The organism is Microbacterium sp. (assembly GCF_046295495.1).
Classification (GTDB): domain Bacteria; phylum Actinomycetota; class Actinomycetes; order Actinomycetales; family Microbacteriaceae; genus Microbacterium.
Window position 1 is genome coordinate 306 of the sequence record NZ_JBKBNC010000022.1, and the last position, 14867, is coordinate 15172.

The 14867-nt window shown below is 73.1% G+C and carries 13 protein-coding genes; 3 read left to right on the plus strand and 10 right to left on the minus strand.

Annotation, left to right across the window (positions count from 1 at the left end):
* Positions 1-112 precede the first annotated feature (112 nt).
* The 7 genes from ACK4LS_RS09660 to ACK4LS_RS09690 form a co-directional block, all read right to left on the minus strand.
* Positions 113-1504, minus strand: coding sequence for an alkaline phosphatase family protein (locus ACK4LS_RS09660; RefSeq protein ID WP_409716532.1), 1392 nt, complete (start codon positions 1502-1504; stop codon positions 113-115).
* Entirely contained in the window at positions 1501-2691 is a 1191-nt protein-coding gene (eboE, locus tag ACK4LS_RS09665) for a metabolite traffic protein EboE (RefSeq protein WP_409716600.1), read from the minus strand. Before eboE ends, ACK4LS_RS09660 begins: the two co-directional genes overlap by 4 nt.
* A gap of 2 nt (positions 2692-2693) precedes the next feature.
* Positions 2694-3578, minus strand: a complete 885-nt coding sequence (locus ACK4LS_RS09670) for a TatD family hydrolase (protein ID WP_409716534.1) — start codon at positions 3576-3578, stop codon at positions 2694-2696.
* Between the two features lies 1 nt (position 3579).
* Positions 3580-5097 (minus strand): EboA domain-containing protein, encoded by a 1518-nt coding sequence (locus ACK4LS_RS09675; RefSeq protein ID WP_409716536.1) that lies wholly within the window; start codon positions 5095-5097, stop codon positions 3580-3582.
* A complete protein-coding gene (locus ACK4LS_RS09680; protein WP_409716538.1) occupies positions 5094-5960 on the minus strand; it encodes an SCO3242 family prenyltransferase in 867 nt (288 codons plus the stop codon). The genes ACK4LS_RS09675 and ACK4LS_RS09680 overlap by 4 nt, the downstream gene beginning before the upstream one ends.
* A complete protein-coding gene (locus ACK4LS_RS09685) occupies positions 5957-7156 on the minus strand; it encodes an inositol-3-phosphate synthase (protein ID WP_409716540.1) in 1200 nt (399 codons plus the stop codon). Before ACK4LS_RS09685 ends, ACK4LS_RS09680 begins: the two co-directional genes overlap by 4 nt.
* 301 nt (positions 7157-7457) lie before the next feature.
* A complete protein-coding gene (locus tag ACK4LS_RS09690) occupies positions 7458-8306 on the minus strand; it encodes an alpha/beta fold hydrolase (protein ID WP_409716542.1) in 849 nt (282 codons plus the stop codon).
* A gap of 142 nt (positions 8307-8448) precedes the next feature.
* On the opposite strand from ACK4LS_RS09690, the gene ACK4LS_RS09695 reads away from it, so the two are divergent.
* Complete coding sequence (locus tag ACK4LS_RS09695) at positions 8449-8910, plus strand: MarR family winged helix-turn-helix transcriptional regulator (protein ID WP_409716544.1); 462 nt, start codon at positions 8449-8451, stop codon at positions 8908-8910.
* Positions 8907-10283, plus strand: a complete 1377-nt coding sequence (locus ACK4LS_RS09700) for an MFS transporter (protein WP_409716546.1) — start codon at positions 8907-8909, stop codon at positions 10281-10283. Before ACK4LS_RS09695 ends, ACK4LS_RS09700 begins: the two co-directional genes overlap by 4 nt.
* A gap of 119 nt (positions 10284-10402) precedes the next feature.
* On the opposite strand, the gene ACK4LS_RS09705 is transcribed toward ACK4LS_RS09700, so the two are convergent.
* Together ACK4LS_RS09705 and ACK4LS_RS09710 are read right to left on the minus strand one after the other, a co-directional pair.
* Positions 10403-11659 (minus strand): alpha-hydroxy-acid oxidizing protein, encoded by a 1257-nt coding sequence (locus ACK4LS_RS09705; protein WP_409716548.1) that lies wholly within the window; start codon positions 11657-11659, stop codon positions 10403-10405.
* A gap of 123 nt (positions 11660-11782) precedes the next feature.
* A complete protein-coding gene (locus tag ACK4LS_RS09710) occupies positions 11783-13258 on the minus strand; it encodes an MDR family MFS transporter (protein ID WP_409716550.1) in 1476 nt (491 codons plus the stop codon).
* A gap of 83 nt (positions 13259-13341) precedes the next feature.
* Here ACK4LS_RS09710 and ACK4LS_RS09715 point away from each other — a divergent pair, with 83 nt between their 5' ends.
* Positions 13342-13968 (plus strand): TetR/AcrR family transcriptional regulator, encoded by a 627-nt coding sequence (locus ACK4LS_RS09715; RefSeq protein WP_409716552.1) that lies wholly within the window; start codon positions 13342-13344, stop codon positions 13966-13968.
* A gap of 36 nt (positions 13969-14004) precedes the next feature.
* Here the strand turns inward: ACK4LS_RS09715 and ACK4LS_RS09720 are convergent, their stop codons facing one another.
* Positions 14005-14850 carry a transglutaminase N-terminal domain-containing protein gene (locus ACK4LS_RS09720; protein WP_409716554.1) on the minus strand — a complete coding sequence of 282 codons (846 nt, stop codon included), beginning with the start codon at positions 14848-14850 and terminating at the stop codon, positions 14005-14007.
* Between the last annotated feature and the right edge of the window lie 17 nt (positions 14851-14867).

Sequence of the window (14867 nt, forward strand, 5' to 3'; positions counted from 1 at the left end):
GGGGGGGGGGGGGGCGGGGGGGGTTCGGGGGGGGGGGGGGGGGGGGCGCGGCGGGGGGGGGGGGCGCGGGGCGGGGCGCCCCCCCCCCCCCCCCTTCCGCATGCCGTGCGGGTCAGCCGGCGACGCCGAGGCCGCGCAGCACGATGTCGCGCACGGCGGCGGCGGCGACCGTCTCGGCGCCGTCGGGGAGGAGCCCCGGGTCGGAGGTGAGGAGCATCGGCGCGTCGGTGCGCGAGGTGGGTAGACGCCCGTGCGTGCCGCGCACGCACGAGGGGTCCAGGGGCACCGTGCTCATGGCGTAGCGCAGACCGAGCTTCTTCTTCACCAGGTTCGCCCCCGCCTTGGCCTTGGCCAGGCGGTCGGCGGGGTCGAAGAAGAGCTCCGCCGGGTCGTATCCGGGCTTGCGGTGGATGTCGACGCCGCGGGCGTACTCGGGCGCTTTGTCGTCGTCGAGCCAGAAGTAGTACGTGAACCACGCGCCGGGCTCGGCCACGACGACCAGTTCTCCGGAGCGCTCGTGGTCGAGGCCGTAGCGTGCCTGCGCCTCGCGGTCGAGCACCTCGTCGACGCCGTCGAGGCTCCGGAGCAGGGCGGTCACGCGCGGGAGGTCCGCGGCATCCGGGACGTAGACGTGGGCGACCTGGTGGTCCGCCACCGCGAAGGCGCGCGAGGTCCACGGATCGAGCTGCTCGCGGTCGTCCTGGACGTAGACCTCGAGCAGACCCTCGCGACGCAGGGCCCGGTTGACGTCGACGGGACGGGAGGCCTGCTCGATCCCGTACTCCGACACGGCGACGACGGTGTAGCCGCGGTCGGAGGCGTCGTCGAGGAGGGGGCCGATGGTGTCGTCGAGCTCGCGGGCCGCGCGGTCGGCCTCGGGGCCGTTCGGGCCGAAGCGCTGCAGGTCGTAGTCGAGGTGCGGGAGGTAGGCCATCGCGAGATCGGGAGCGGCGCCCCACCGTCCGGTGATCAGGCCGCGGGTGGCCTCGGCCAGCCACGCGCTGCTGCGGATGGTGGCGGTCGGTCCCCAGTACTGGAAGAGCGGGAAGGCGCCCAACGCCCCGACGAGGTGATCGTGGAGGGCGGCCGGACGCACGTAGGCGTCGGGGCTCTTCCGGCCGTCGGCGTGGTAGATCGGCCGGGGCGTCACCGTGACGTCGGTGGTGGCGCCCATCGCGAACCACCAGCCCAGGTTCGCCGTGGTGAGCTCGGGCCGCGTCCGGCGGGCGGTTTCCCAGACCTTCTCGCCCGCGACGAGACGATTGTGCTGGCGCCACAGGAGCGGGTCGCCGAGACCGCGGAAGTACCAGCCGTTGCCGACGATGCCGTGCGCGCGCGGCGCGAGACCGGTGAGCATCGTGGACTGCACGCTGCAGGTCACGGCGGGCAGGATCGTGTCGAGTCCGACCGTGGCCCCGCGGCGGCCGAGGGCGCTGAGGCGCGGCATCGCGGCGAGCGCGCGCGGGGTGAGCCCGACCAGGTCGAGCAGCAGCACCTTGCTCATGCGCGCCCTCCCCCGACGAGGACGGATGCCGGCACCCCGGCCATCGCGGTGGGCTCACCAGCGCGCCCCAGGGCGTGCGGCATCCGCTCGCGCACCCAGCGCAATTCGGCGGCGACCCCGTCGACGAGCGTCTCGGGCTGCAGCGAGGAGGGCAGCACCGACCAGGTGTAGGTCTCGACGTCGAGGTGGGCGCGGTCGCCGTGGGGAGCCGCCAGCACGGCGTCGACGGCCGCCTCGAGCACCTCGGTCGTGGCGCGCAGCGGGGGCGCGGGCCGCGCGTGCAGCGGGATGTGCACGTGCACACGCCACGCCTGATCGCTCGGCCACGCGGGCCGCGCGTCGAGCACGTCGGGGAGGTCGTCGGCCGCGTGCGTTCCGTCGGCCGAGCGCACCTGGTGCACGTACCTCTCCTCGGCGAACGGGCGGAGGGCGTCCGCGGCGCGCGGGTCGGAGGGATCGGGCACCTCGAGGGCGACGGAGGCCTGCACCTTCACCACCCGCACCCCCGCGGCGGTGGCTGCGGCGACGACCTCGCCCGGGTCGGCGAACGAGACGGCGAGGTGGCACGTGTCCAGGCACAGGCCCAGGCGGCCGTGGGCGATGAGGGCGGGGCGCGCGCCGAGCCAGGAGACCACGTCGGCGACGTCGTCGAGGATGCACCCCGGCTCGGGCTCGATGCCCACGCGCACCGTTCGGCCGGTCTCGCGCTCGATCGCGGCGAGGCCGTCGATGAGGCGCGCGAGCGCGTGCTCCGCGGCGGCGTCGGCAGCGGCATCCCACCCCTCCCGCCAGCCGAGGGGGAGCGTGGAGATGCTCCCCTCGGCGCCGTCGGGGAGCAGGGCCGCCAGCACCCGCGCGCAGGCGAGGGTGTACGCGAGGCGTTCGGGCGTGGTCCAGTCGGGCCGGTAGACGGCGAGCTTGACCACCCTGTCGTGGAACCCGCGGTACGGGAACGCGTTGACGGTGCGCAGCTCGAGGCCGTTGCGCTCCAACGCCTCGGCGAGCTGTTCCCGCGCCCCGGCGTCGGTGTCGAGCAGAGCCGCGGTATCGGCGGGCAGCCACAGGCCCACGCCCAGGCGGTCGAGTCCGGCCGACCGGCGGATGGGTCCCGCGCTCTGGTCGAGCTGGCGCACGATGCCCGCGAGGTCTTCGGCGGGGTGGACGTTGGTGCAGTACGACAGCTCCATCGTCACGCGCCCTGTCGCGAGGCGATGCCGCGCAGCACCGAGTTCCCCTCGAAGAGGTCGGGGCCCTGGCTCGCCGGGGCGAAGCCCTCGATCGGATCGGTCACGACGCGCCCGCTCTGCGCGTAGAAATCGCGGGGGTTGCGCCACAGGATCCGGTCGACGTCGTCGTCGGAGAAGCCGGCGGCGAGCATCGCCAGGCCCGTCTTGGCCGTCTTGAGCGGATCGGAACGGCCCCAGTCGGCGGCCGAGTTCACGATCACGCGGTCCAGTCCGATGCGCTGAATGATCGCGACCACGCGCGACTCGTCCATCTTCGTGTCGGGGTAGATCGAGAAGCCCATCCACGCTCCGCTGTCGGCGACCGCGTCCACGCACGTCTCGTTCAGGTGATCGACGAGCACGCGCTCCATCGCGATACCGGACTCGGCCACGACGTCGAGCGTGCGACGCGTGCCCACGGCCTTGTCGCGGTGCGGCGTGTGCACCAGCACGGGCAGGTCGAACTCGATGCCGAGCGCGAGGTGCTGGCGCAGCACCTCGTCTTCCTCGGGGGTCATCGAGTCGTACCCCGTCTCCCCCACGGCCACCACGCCGTCCTTGGCGAGATAGTGCGGCAGCTCGGACATCACCTCCCGGCAGCGCGGGTCGTTCGCCTCCTTGGGGTTGAGCGCGATCGTGCAGTGGTGGCGGATGCCGAACTGCGCGGCACGGAACCTCTCCCACCCGATCAGCGCGTCGAAGTAGTCCAGGAACGACCCGACGCTCGTGCGCGGCTGGCCCAGCCAGAACGCGGGCTCGACGAGGGCGCGCACCCCGGCGTCGTACATCGCCTCGTAGTCGTCGGTCGTGCGCGCCGACATGTGGATGTGGGGATCGAAGATGCGCATGTCAGGCCCTTTCGGCGACGGGGGTTCGGGTTCTCGACCCGCGGGACACCAGGAGGGCGAGATCGTCGGGGACGACGCGGCCGGCCGCGCTGCGCTCCTCGGCGAAACGCGCCCCCATCGCGGAGAGCTCGTCGTCGGCGCGCTCGTCGAGCCCCGCCACGACGGACAGCGGGATGCCGAGGAACACGCACTTCAGCACACCGTGCCGCCACGCGTGGGGGTCGAGGTGGGCGGCGGCGAAGGTTCCGAGCGCGGCGGCGACGAGACGGGTGTCGTTGGCGCGCAGGGCGTCGCGGACGATCTCGAGACCGGCCTCCCGCCACGCCGATGACGGGTCGGTGAGCACGTCGAGTCCGCGCAGCACGCCCCGGCGCTCGGCGTCGTCGCCGCGGCGGTACAGCGCCGTCACCACGGCCGGGTCGGCTCCGCCGGCCGCCACCGCGGCGACGATCTCGGCCCGCGCAGCGTCGTCGGCGGTGAGCGCGTACGGGGCGTCGCTCAGCGGCTCGCGGCCCACCTCGCGGCCGGCCGCGGCGAACAGGCGCGCCGCACGACCGGCATCCGCGCGCACGTCGTCGACCGCGCGGGCGGTCCACGGGTGGTCGGGAGCAGACCGCCGGTTCCCGGACGGTTCCGCGGGCGGCGCACCGTGGGCGGGGGCGCCGAGGCCGGGGGCGGAGGTGCGCGCGGCCGCGGTGAGCGCCGCCAGGCTCGAGCGGGCCAGGGCGGGTGCCGCGTGCGCGTGACGGGGCAGCTCCACGGCGACGACACCGCGGTAGTCGATCTCGCGCAGGGTGGCGAGGGCGGCATCCAGGTCGAGCTCCCCCTCGCCGAAGGGGAGATGTTCGTGGGCGTGGGAGCGCATGTCGTCGGCTTGCACGTTGCGCAGGAGACCGCCCGCCGCGCGCAGCGCCCCGACGACGCCGTCGGGCTCGACGACGACGCAGTGGCCGAGGTCGACGGTGAGACCGAGCGCGGCGGGGTGTCCGATGCGGGCGCGGACGGCGAGGGCGTCGGCGACCGTCTCGACGAGCATGCCGGGCTCGGGCTCGAGCGCGAGGTCGACGCCCGCTTCCCGGGCCACGGCGGTGAGCTCGAGCAGGCGCTCGTCGAGCAGGACGCGCGCGGCGTCGACCGCGACGTCGTCGGGCACGACCCCGCTCCACAGCGACACGCAGTCGGCGCCGAGGATCGCCGCGATCTCGATCGCCCGCCGCAGGAACAGCAGGCGGGGCCCGGCCTCGCGGTCCACGAGCGTCGGGCGGTGCTTGCGTACGGGGTCGAGGAGGTAGCGCGCCCCCGTCTCGACCACGACCCGCATCCCGCGCCGTCGCAGGTCGGCGGCGAGCTCCTCGGTCCGGGCGCGCCAGTCGGGGGCGAACGGGTCGAGGTGGGGGTGGCCGAGCGTGAGGGCGACGGCCGTGTACCCCTCGCCCTGCAGCACGTCGAGCGCCGCCGGCAGCGGGTGGTCGGTGAAGCCGTTGGTGCCGTAGCCCCAGCTCCAGTTCACGTCGTTCATGTGATGTCTCCTCCCGAGCGACGACGGGCGAGGAGCCGCCCGACGGTCTCGATGGCGAGCAGGGCGGCCGTGGCGACCAGCGCCCCCGCGCGGCCCGCGAGGGCCTGTTGCAGCGGGACGACGGCGCGGATGCCGGCGCGCGTGGCGTCGCGCGCCTGCGCCGCCGACGGGTCTCGCGCGAGGGCGAGCTGGCCGGGCAGGACCGCGGAGAGGTAACGCGCGCCCCCGAGGAGCGCCGCGACGCGAACGCCCCCACCGAGCAGACCGGATGCCGCGACCGCGACGCTCGTGACCGCGGCGGCGCGGCCGGTGGCGCGCGTCGATCCGACCACCTCGCCCCGCGAGACGGCGGTGACGGCCACGGTGTGGGCGGCCACCGCGCCGGCCGGGACGAGTGCGCGCCGCCAGCCCGGCCCGGCGGCTCCGAGCATCACGTCGAGTCCGCGGCACACGGCCATCACGGCGGGGCCCGCGGGGGTCGGCTTGAACCGGAGGTCGTAGGCCCAGAGCGAACCCGCGAGGGCGAGCGAGACCGCGCCGGACGCCCGGCCGCCGGCGAACGCGGCGCCGACGCCGAGGGCGGTGAGGGCGGCTCCCACCGCGAGGGCGCGCGATCGCGGGATCCGCCCCGAGGGGATGGGCCGCTCGGGGCGTTCGAGCGCGTCGAGATCGGCATCCGCCCAGTCGTTCAGGGCCATCCCCGCGCTGTACAGGCACACCGACGACGCCGCGAGCGCCGCCTTCCGTGCCGCGCCCGTCCCTCCCGGTCCCGAGACGCTCAGCGCGCCCACGAGGGCGTCGCCGAGCACGGTGAGCGAGGCGGGGGCGCGGACGAGGTCGAGGTAGTCCGCGACCCGTGTCACGGCGCGGCGACCCGCGCCGCGGCGACGGCGGCCGCGGTCTCGTGCACCCAGGCCACGAATCGCGACGTCTGCTCGCCGAAGCCGTGCACGTCGCTGCCCCAGGGGTCCTTGAAGAAGCAGCCGAGGGCGGGCACGACACCGGCGTGGCCCGCCCGGGTGGCCAGCGAGAGCGCCCGCACCAGGTCGATGACCAGGGGCGCGGCCAGGGCCGAGTCGTAGGCGCTCCACGTGGTCTGCAGCGTCACGCGGCTGCCCAGGAAGCCGGTGGCGCTGACGTGGTCCCACGCGGTCTTGACGTCGCCGAGGTCGGGCACGTTGTCGATGTGCAGCGGGGTGACGACGTCGTCTCCGACGAGTGCGTGCAGGCCGCGGTTCTTCGACACGAGCTTCGAGCGCACGGCCTCGGGGTCGGCGAGGGTGGCGCCGTCGCCGCCGCCCAGGAGGTTGGTCCCGGCCCACGACTGCACGCGGAACCCGCGAGCGGCGAACATCGGTGCCAGCACCGTGCGCAGCAGCGTCTCGCCGGTCTTGCCGTCCTGCCCGGCGTAGGCGATGCCCGCCCGCTCGGCGCGTTCACGGAGCACGGGGAGGTTGAGCGACGCCGAGGGGGTGAAGGCCGCGTAGGCGGCGCCGGCGGCGATCGCGGCGAGCGCCGCACGGGAGCTCGGGGGGAGCACCCGGACGCCGGGGGTGGTCAGGGCCGTCTGCAGGAGGGACTCGTTCTCGAACCCGGGGTGGTACGGCGGCAGGGGCTCGGTCGACGAGACGTCCACGACGACGACCTCGCGCAGGCCGTGGCGCTCGCGGAAGTCGACGATGTCGGCCGTGAGCAGGTCGATCTCCTCCTGCTGCGTGGTGGTCATGGTCGGGACGACGCGGAGGTTCTCCTCGGTCGCGCGCAGGCGCTCGCGCACGGCGTCGACGAGGGCGGCGGGGAACATCCCGCCGGCCGCGAGCTGCTGTGCGCGCTCCTCGAGCGGGACGGTGGAGATGTCGTGACCGCCGACGACGATGTCGGCGACGGCCGGGAACTCCGCGACGCGCACGGCGTCGGTCTCGGTCGTGAGCCCGACCGGGGCGGCTGCGCCGAGGGCCAGGGCGTGGATGCCGAGCGTCGCGGTCGTCGCGAGAGATCCGCGGGCGCCGATGAACCAGGCGCCGACGCCTGCCGTGGTCGAGGGGTCCGAAGTGTTCACGTGGGGATCCGTTCTTCATTGAGGGACGTGAAGCGCCGGGCGCGACGGCACGGCTCCCGGGTGCGGAGCCGAACGAGGGGTCGCTCCGTGGGGGATGTCGGGCGACCCGGGTGGTGAGGGGGACTCGTCGTCGAGGTGTCCTGGCCCTCCCGACAGTATCGGCGCTTTTGCAGAAAGGCAACCAAAAGGTGAGTGGCTTCCGCGCATTACGCGCGCGAGCTCCGGCACGGCCGGGGAACGGGACCGACCACGCACCCGAGCGCGGTCCGCCCGCGCCACGGGCGATGACCGCGGGTGCGGTTCAGGACCGGGCCGGCACCCTCGCGTCGAGCCAGGCGAGCAGATCGGCGCGCACCACCGCCTGGTCGCGCTCCGCGAAGATCTCGTGCCGCGCCCCCGGGTACACCAGCGTCGTGACGTCGGTCAGCCCCGACCGCGCGCGATAGGCGTCGGCCAGCAGGTGCACGCTCCGCGGGCCGCCGACGGTGTCGTCGCGACCGACCATGAGCAGCATCGGCACGTCGCGGCCGAGGTTCCGGCGCGGGCGGCCGAAGAGCTTCGCCGCCTCGATCGGGCCGAAGAGCTTCACCAGCGGCGCCGAGGTCGTCAGGGGATCGGCGACGAAGTCGCGTCCGATCTGCTCGTCGCTGGAGAGCCACTCCATCCCCGACCCCTTCAGGTGCTTCCACGGACCGTTCAAGTCGCCCGCGTTCAGCGCCCCCGGCCAGCGCAGCGCGGAGCCGCTCAGAACGACGGCGTCGTAGGCGTCCGGATGCCGGTCCACCAGCATCTGCGCGAGGAACGAGCCCCACGAGTGCCCGAGGAGCACCAGCGGCAGGTCGGGGTGGGCCTCGCGGATGCGCTGCGTGAGGGTCCACACGGCATCGCGGGCCGCCCCGAGGCCACCGGGACCGAGCCGACCCAGCTTGCGGTGGTCGCCGCCCCACTGGCGCAGGCCCGTGCGCCCGTGTCCCCGGTGGTCGTCGGCGTAGACGGTGTAGCCCGCGGCGACGAGGGCCTCTATCAGCGCCCCGTACCGTCCGGCGTGCTCGCCGACCCCGTGCAGCAGCTGCACCACGGCGCGCGGGTCGACCGCCTCGTGCACGTCGTAGACGATCGGGATGCCGTTGGCGTCGGCGAACTCGGGCATGGGGCGAGTGTAAGGCGGAGAGCGCCGCGGGCCGAGGTCGCCGGTCGGCACGGCGGGTGTCCGCGGCGCGACCGGCGAAGGCCGCGAAGCGCGGTCGCAATTCCTTTAGCAAGGCTAATGAGCTAGCCTGGGGCTCACGAACATGAACGATCGCGTCGACGAATCCCCCCTTCCCGACCAGAGTCATGAGCACAGCGCAGCGGCCTCCGAGCTGCGCATGGCCACGTTCCGCCTGGCCCGCCGCCTCCGCGCGCAGCGGGCCGTCGACACCATGAGCGACGGGCAGTTCGCCGTGCTCGCCGCCCTCACGGTGCACGGCGCGCACACGCTCGGCCAGCTGGCCGACCGCGAGCGCGTGACGGCACCGTCGATGAACCGCACGGTGTCGCTGCTCGAAGACGCGGGGTACGTCACTCGCATCCCGGATCAGGTCGATCGTCGCCGCGTGACGATCGACCTGACCGCCTTCGGACGCACGATCGTCGACGAGACGGTCCGCCGGCGCGACGCGTTCGTCGAGGAAGCCCTCGCCGAGCTCACCCCGGAGGAGCGCGAGACCCTGGCCCGCGCGGCCGTGATCATGAGGAAGGTGGCCGACCGATGAGCATGTCGATGTTCCGGTCGCTGTCGATCTTCAACTACCGCGTGTGGTTCGTCGGCGCCCTCGTGTCGAACATCGGCGCCTGGATGCAGGCGACCGCCCAGAACTGGGTGGTGCTGACGCAGCTCACCGACAACGACGCCGCCGCCATGGGCGTCACGATGGCGCTGCAGTTCGCTCCGCCGTTGCTCCTGGTGAGCGTGACCGGATGGGTCGCCGACCGTTTCGATCGGCGCAGGCTCATCATGTGCACGCAGTCGGCCCTGCTCGTGCTGGCCGTGGCCCTCGGCATCCTGCTTCTCAGCGGCGCCATGACGCTCCCGCTGATGTTCGGGTTCGCCCTCGCGCTCGGCGTCGTCACGGCGTTCGACAACCCCGCCCGCCAGGCATTCGTCTCCGACGTCGTCTCGCACGAGAACGCCTCGAACGCCGTCGCCCTGAACGCCGCCTCCTTCAACACCGCCCGACTGATCGGCCCGGCCGTCGCGGGCGTCATGATCGTCGCCATCGGCACCGGGTGGGTGTTCCTCGTCAACGCCTTCACATTCCTGGCGATGATCGCGGCGCTGCTCATCATGCGTCCGCACGAACTCGCCGCCCGCCACCGCCGGGGGGGGGGGGCCCGCCTCGCCGACGGGTTCCGCTACGTGGCCCACCGCCCGGATCTGGTCGTGATCTTCGTCATGGTGTTCCTGCTGGGCGCCTTCGGCATGAACTTCCCGATCTTCGCCTCCACGATGGCGCTGGAGTTCGGACGCGGGGCCGACGGTTTCGGTCTGCTCAGCTCGTTCGTGGCCGTCGGCTCGCTCGCCGGCGCCCTGCTGGCCGCGCGCCGCGAGCGGGCGCGGATGCGCGTGGTCGTCCTGGGCGCGGGCGGCTTCGCCGTGGCATCCACCCTCTCGGTGTTCGCCCCGAGCTACGGCGCGTACGCCGCGACGCTCGTGCTCACGGGGTTCTGCGTCGTCACCACGCTGACCACCGCGAACGGCTACGTGCAGACGACCACCGACCCCGCTCTGCGCGGCCGCGTGCTGGCGCTGTACATGGCGATCCTCCTCGGCGGCACTCCCGTGGGCGCCCCGATCGTGGGCGCCGTGGCCTCCGAGTTCGGCCCGCGCATGGCCATCGCCCTCGCCGCGGCGGTCGCCCTGATCGCCTGCGGCATCGGCGTGTCGTGGACCCTCGCCTCCGGCCGCGTGCACCGCCACGAGACCCGGCGGTTCCGCCTCACTGTCGATGAGACCCGCCCGATCACCACGATCGCGCCCGAGCCCGAGGACTTCAGCGACGAGATCGCCGGCACCACCCCGATCCCCCTCCCGCCGGGCGAGCGCGCGACACCGCGTGCCACGCCCCGTCCACGCCACGGCGCCTGACGCGGGCGACCGCGACGTCCGCACCGGCGCGCGCTCGCGGTGACGCGCCTTCGCGAGGGCGACGCCGAGCACGCGCCGGGTGCGCGCGACCGATCCGCCGGTGAGGCCGGGCCGCCCCGTCAGGCCCGCGCGTCGACCCCCGCGTCGGCGACCGGAACGAGGCGCGTCAGCTGCGTCACGTGCCGCGGCTCGAGTTCGTCGAGCGACGAGACACCCAGCAGGGTCATGGTGCGCTCGATCTCGCTACGCAGGATCGAGATGGTGCGGTCGACACCCTCGCGCCCGCCGGCCATCAGGCCGTAGAGGTACGCGCGGCCGATCAGGGTGAACTTCGCACCGAGGGCGATGGATGCCACGATGTCGGCGCCGTTCATGATGCCGGTGTCGACCATGACCGTGGCGTCCTCGCCGACCTCGCGCACGACCTTGGGCAGCAGGTGGAACGGGATCGGGGCGCGGTCGAGCTGGCGGCCGCCGTGGTTGGAGAGCACGATGCCGTCGACGCCGAGGTCGACCAGGCGGGCGGCGTCGGCGACGTTCTGCACGCCCTTGACGACGAGCTTGCCCGGCCACATGCCGCGGATGATGTCGAGGTCGTCGTAGCTGATCGTGGGGTCCATCGCCGCGTTCAGCAGCTCTCCCACGGTGCCGCCGGTGGCGCTCAGCGAGGCGAACTCCAGCTTCGGGGTGGTGAGGAAGTCGATCCACCACCAGGGGCGCGGGATCGCGTCGACGACCGTGCCGAGCGTCAGCTGCGGCGGGATCGAGAAGCCGTTGCGCTTGTCGCGCAGGCGGGCGCCCGCGATGGGGGTGTCGACGGTGAACATCAGGGTGTCGAATCCCGCGGCCGCCGCGCGTTCGACCAGCCCGAACGAGATCTCGCGCTGGTTCATCACGTACAGCTGGAACCAGTTGCGCCCCACCGGGTTCGCGGCCTTGACGCCCTCGATCGAGGTCGTGCCCAGCGTCGACAGGGTGAACGGGATGCCGGCGGCCGCCGCCGCGGACGCGCCCGCGGTCTCACCCTCCGTCTGCATCAGGCGTGTGAAGCCCGTGGGTGCGATGCCGAAGGGCAGGGCCGAAGGGCCGCCGAGGATCTCGCACGAGGTGTCGACGGTCGCCGCGGGTCGCAGGATGTCGGGGTGGAACTCGATGTCTTCGAACGCGCGACGCGCGCGGTCGAGCGACAGCTCGCCCTCGGCCGCGCCGTCGGTGTAATCGAACGCCGCCTTCGGGGTGCGGCGCTTCGCGATCGTGCGCAGATCGGCAATCGTCAGCGCGGAATCGAGGCGGCGCTTGCGCGCGTCGAACTCGGGCTTCTTGAACTGCATGAGCTCGAGGAGCTCACCGACCTTCGGCAGCTGACGCTGAACCATGGAGTCCCCGCTTTCATGTGGTCGGACCACATCCTACGCCCGACCGGCGGGGTCGGGGAGGGGCTCACGGTTCTCGACGGGGCCGCCGACGCACGGCGGCCCCGGTCGACCCTGTCGCCGGCGTCAGTGCGCCGGCATCCCCTCGACGCCCTCGACCTGCTTCGGCGTCCGCACGAAGGCCGCGAGCACGATCACCGCGAGCGACAGGCACGCCGCGACGAAGAAGGCGGAGTGGATGCCGGTGGCCGTGGCATCCACGACTCCCACGCCCTGCGCCGCCGATCCCGCCGCGCCGACCGTCATGAGCGTGATGAACACCGCCGTGCCCGCGGCTCCCGCGAGCTGCTGCACGGTCGACACGATCGCCGAGCCGTGCGGGTACAGCTCCCGCGGCAGCGAGCCGAGCGCGGAGGTCATGAGCGGGGTGAACATGAACGCCAGGCCCAGGCTCAGGACGCAGTGCAAGGCGATGACGAAGCCGATGGGCGTCGCGACCGAAAGCGTCGAGAAGCCCCACAGCGCGATGCTCGCGACGATCGCGCCGGGCAGCACCAGCGGGCGCGCGCCGAAGCGGTCGAAGAGGTTGCCCACGATGGGAGCCATGAGCCCCATCACCAGGCCACCGGGAAGCAGCATCAGGCCGGTGGGGAGGGTTCCCAGACCCAGCACGTTCTGCAGGTAGAGCGGGAGCAGGATGAGCACGCCGAAGAGCGTCGTCATCGCCACGACCACGAGGATGACCGCGATCGTGAAAGTGGAGTGACGGAAGACGGCGAGGTTCATCAGCACGCGGTCGGTGGCGCCCAGACGCAGCTGGCGCGCGACGAACGCGGCGAGCGCCACGGCGCCGACCACGAGCGGGATCCACACCGGCACGATCGCGTGACCGCCGGCGGCCTCGCCGATGCTGGAGAGCCCGAAGATGATGCCGCCGAAGGCGAGTGCCGACAGCACCACCGAGAGCACGTCGAGCGTGACGCGACGGGTGGCGGTGAGGTTCTGCACCCAGCGCGCGCCGAGGGCGATCGCGACCAGGGCGATCGGCACCATCACGATGAACATGGCCCGCCAGGGGAAGACCGAGAGGATGAGTCCCGACACCGTGGGGCCCACGGCGGGGGCCACCGAGATGACGATCGAGATGAGCCCCATCATGCGGCCGCGGCGGTTCGCGGGCACCACGTTCAAGACGGTGGTGAACAGCAGCGGGATCATGATGGCCGTGCCGGAGGCCTGCACGATGCGCCCGACCAGCAGCACGCCGAAGCCGGGGGCGACCGCGGCGATCACGGTGCCGAGCGTGAACAGCCCCATGGCGGTGAAGAAGAGGGTGCGCAGCGGGAAGCGCTGGATGAGGAAGCCGGTGGCGGGGATGACAACGGCCATCGTGAGCAGGAACGCCGTGGTGAGCCACTGGGCGGTGGCGGCCGTGATGTCGAGCTCGCGCATGAGCTCGGGCAGGGCCACGCCCATGATCGTCTCGTTGAGGATGACGACGAAGGCGGCGACCACGAGCAGGGCGATGACGGCGCCGGGGCGCACCGCGGGCTTCACGGCGTCGCCGGGCGCGGCGGTGGGGACGGTTCCGGTGGAGACCATGGACGACCAATCTGAACGGTGGGTGAGCACAAGATGACAAGCTGGCAGTTACTGCCAAGAAGACATGGACTACTCTAACGGATATGAGCACCCCGGCCGCCCCCGTCGAGGGCCTGCGCGACCGCCGACGCCGTGAGACCTCGATCGAGATCTGCGCCGCCGCCCTCGACCTGTTCGAGAAGAGCGGCGTCGCGGGAACCACCGTCGACGAGATCGCCGCGCGCGCGGGCGTCTCGCCGCGCACGTTCTTCCGCCTGGCCGGCACCAAGGAAGACGCTGTCTTCATCGACGACGAGCGCTTCATCGAGGCCCTCCAGGGCGTGGGGGCCCCGGGAGACGACATCCCCACCCTCATGGCAGCCCTGCGCGCCGTCTTCGCCCGCGAGCTGCAGAATCTGGATGCCGACCCTCGCGCGCGCGAGCGCTACCTGCGCGTGCGCCGGCTCATCGCCCACGAGCCGGGGCTGCTCGGCGCCGCCATCCGACGCGAGGTCACGTCATCCGATCGCTTCATCCCCGAGATCGCCGAGCGCATCGGACGCACCGACCTCGAGGTGCGCACCGCCGCCGGCGTGGCCGGGCTCGAGATGCGCACGACCCTCGACGAATGGGCACGTCGCGTCGACCGCGGCCAGACGAGCAGCCTCGTCGACCTCCATCGCGAGGTGCAGGCGCGGCTGACCGAGGCCGTCGGTTCCACGCCCGCGTGAGCGCGCTCGCCCGCAGGGATCAGGGGGAGGACGCGCTCACGTCTCGCGCGTGATCGTCACCTTGACCTTGAGGTTGCTCTTGCCCGGTCCGGCGTAGACGCCCCGCAGCGGCGGAACGTCGTTGTAGTCGCGGCCACGGCCGACGAGCACGTGGCGATCCCCGATCTCGATGTTGTTCGTGGGGTCGAAGCCCTGCCAGTCGCCGGCGAACCACTCCACCCAGGCGTGCGACTCCCCCGTCACCGCCTCGCCGACCTCCGCGGAGGGCTTGGGGTGCAGGTACCCGGAGACGTACCGGGCCGGGATGCCGACCTCGCGCAGCGCCCCGATCGCGACGTGCGCGATGTCCTGGCAGACGCCCTTGCGCGCCTCCCACGCATCGATGGCCGTCGAGGTCACCCCGGTGACGCCCTGCATGTACTCGATCGCGTCGCCGATCGCCTCCGCGATGGCGTGCGCGGCGGGACCGGGGCGATCGTGCTGCGCGGCGATCGAGCGTGCCAGCTCGGCCACCTCGGCGTGCGGCGCGGTGCGCCGGGTCTGCGTCAGCTGCTCGACCGTCGAGATCGAGCGCTCGGCCTCGGCGGCGAGCTGCTCCCAGGTGATGTCGGCGTGCTCGATGGGGCGCGGGCGCACCTCGATGAGGGAGCGCGCCGTGATCGTGAGGGAGGTGTGCGGCGACAGCACGTCGAACGCGGCGACGCGCGTGCCGAAGTAGTCGACGTACTGGTTCACCGACGTCGACGGCTCGATGTCGAGCGACGAGCTCAGCACGAACTGGCTGTCGGTCGAGTGCGGCAGCATGCGCGCCTCGTTGTACGAGGCGACGACGTCGCCCGGGTACACGAAACCCGTCTGGTGCTCGATGCGTAAGCGCTTCACCGCAGACCCCCCGACGT

Coding starts and splice junctions, on each gene's coding strand:
- ACK4LS_RS09660 (WP_409716532.1), bottom strand. CDS start 1,504: ATGAGCAAGGTGCTGCTGCTCGACCTGGTCGGGCTCACCCCGCGCGCG.
- eboE (WP_409716600.1), bottom strand. CDS start 2,691: ATGGAGCTGTCGTACTGCACCAACGTCCACCCCGCCGAAGACCTCGCG.
- ACK4LS_RS09670 (WP_409716534.1), bottom strand. CDS start 3,578: ATGCGCATCTTCGATCCCCACATCCACATGTCGGCGCGCACGACCGAC.
- ACK4LS_RS09675 (WP_409716536.1), bottom strand. CDS start 5,097: ATGAACGACGTGAACTGGAGCTGGGGCTACGGCACCAACGGCTTCACC.
- ACK4LS_RS09690 (WP_409716542.1), bottom strand. CDS start 8,306: ATGCCCGAGTTCGCCGACGCCAACGGCATCCCGATCGTCTACGACGTG.
- ACK4LS_RS09695 (WP_409716544.1), top strand. CDS start 8,449: ATGAACGATCGCGTCGACGAATCCCCCCTTCCCGACCAGAGTCATGAG.
- ACK4LS_RS09700 (WP_409716546.1), top strand. CDS start 8,907: ATGAGCATGTCGATGTTCCGGTCGCTGTCGATCTTCAACTACCGCGTG.
- ACK4LS_RS09705 (WP_409716548.1), bottom strand. CDS start 11,659: ATGGTTCAGCGTCAGCTGCCGAAGGTCGGTGAGCTCCTCGAGCTCATG.
- ACK4LS_RS09710 (WP_409716550.1), bottom strand. CDS start 13,258: ATGGTCTCCACCGGAACCGTCCCCACCGCCGCGCCCGGCGACGCCGTG.
- ACK4LS_RS09715 (WP_409716552.1), top strand. CDS start 13,342: ATGAGCACCCCGGCCGCCCCCGTCGAGGGCCTGCGCGACCGCCGACGC.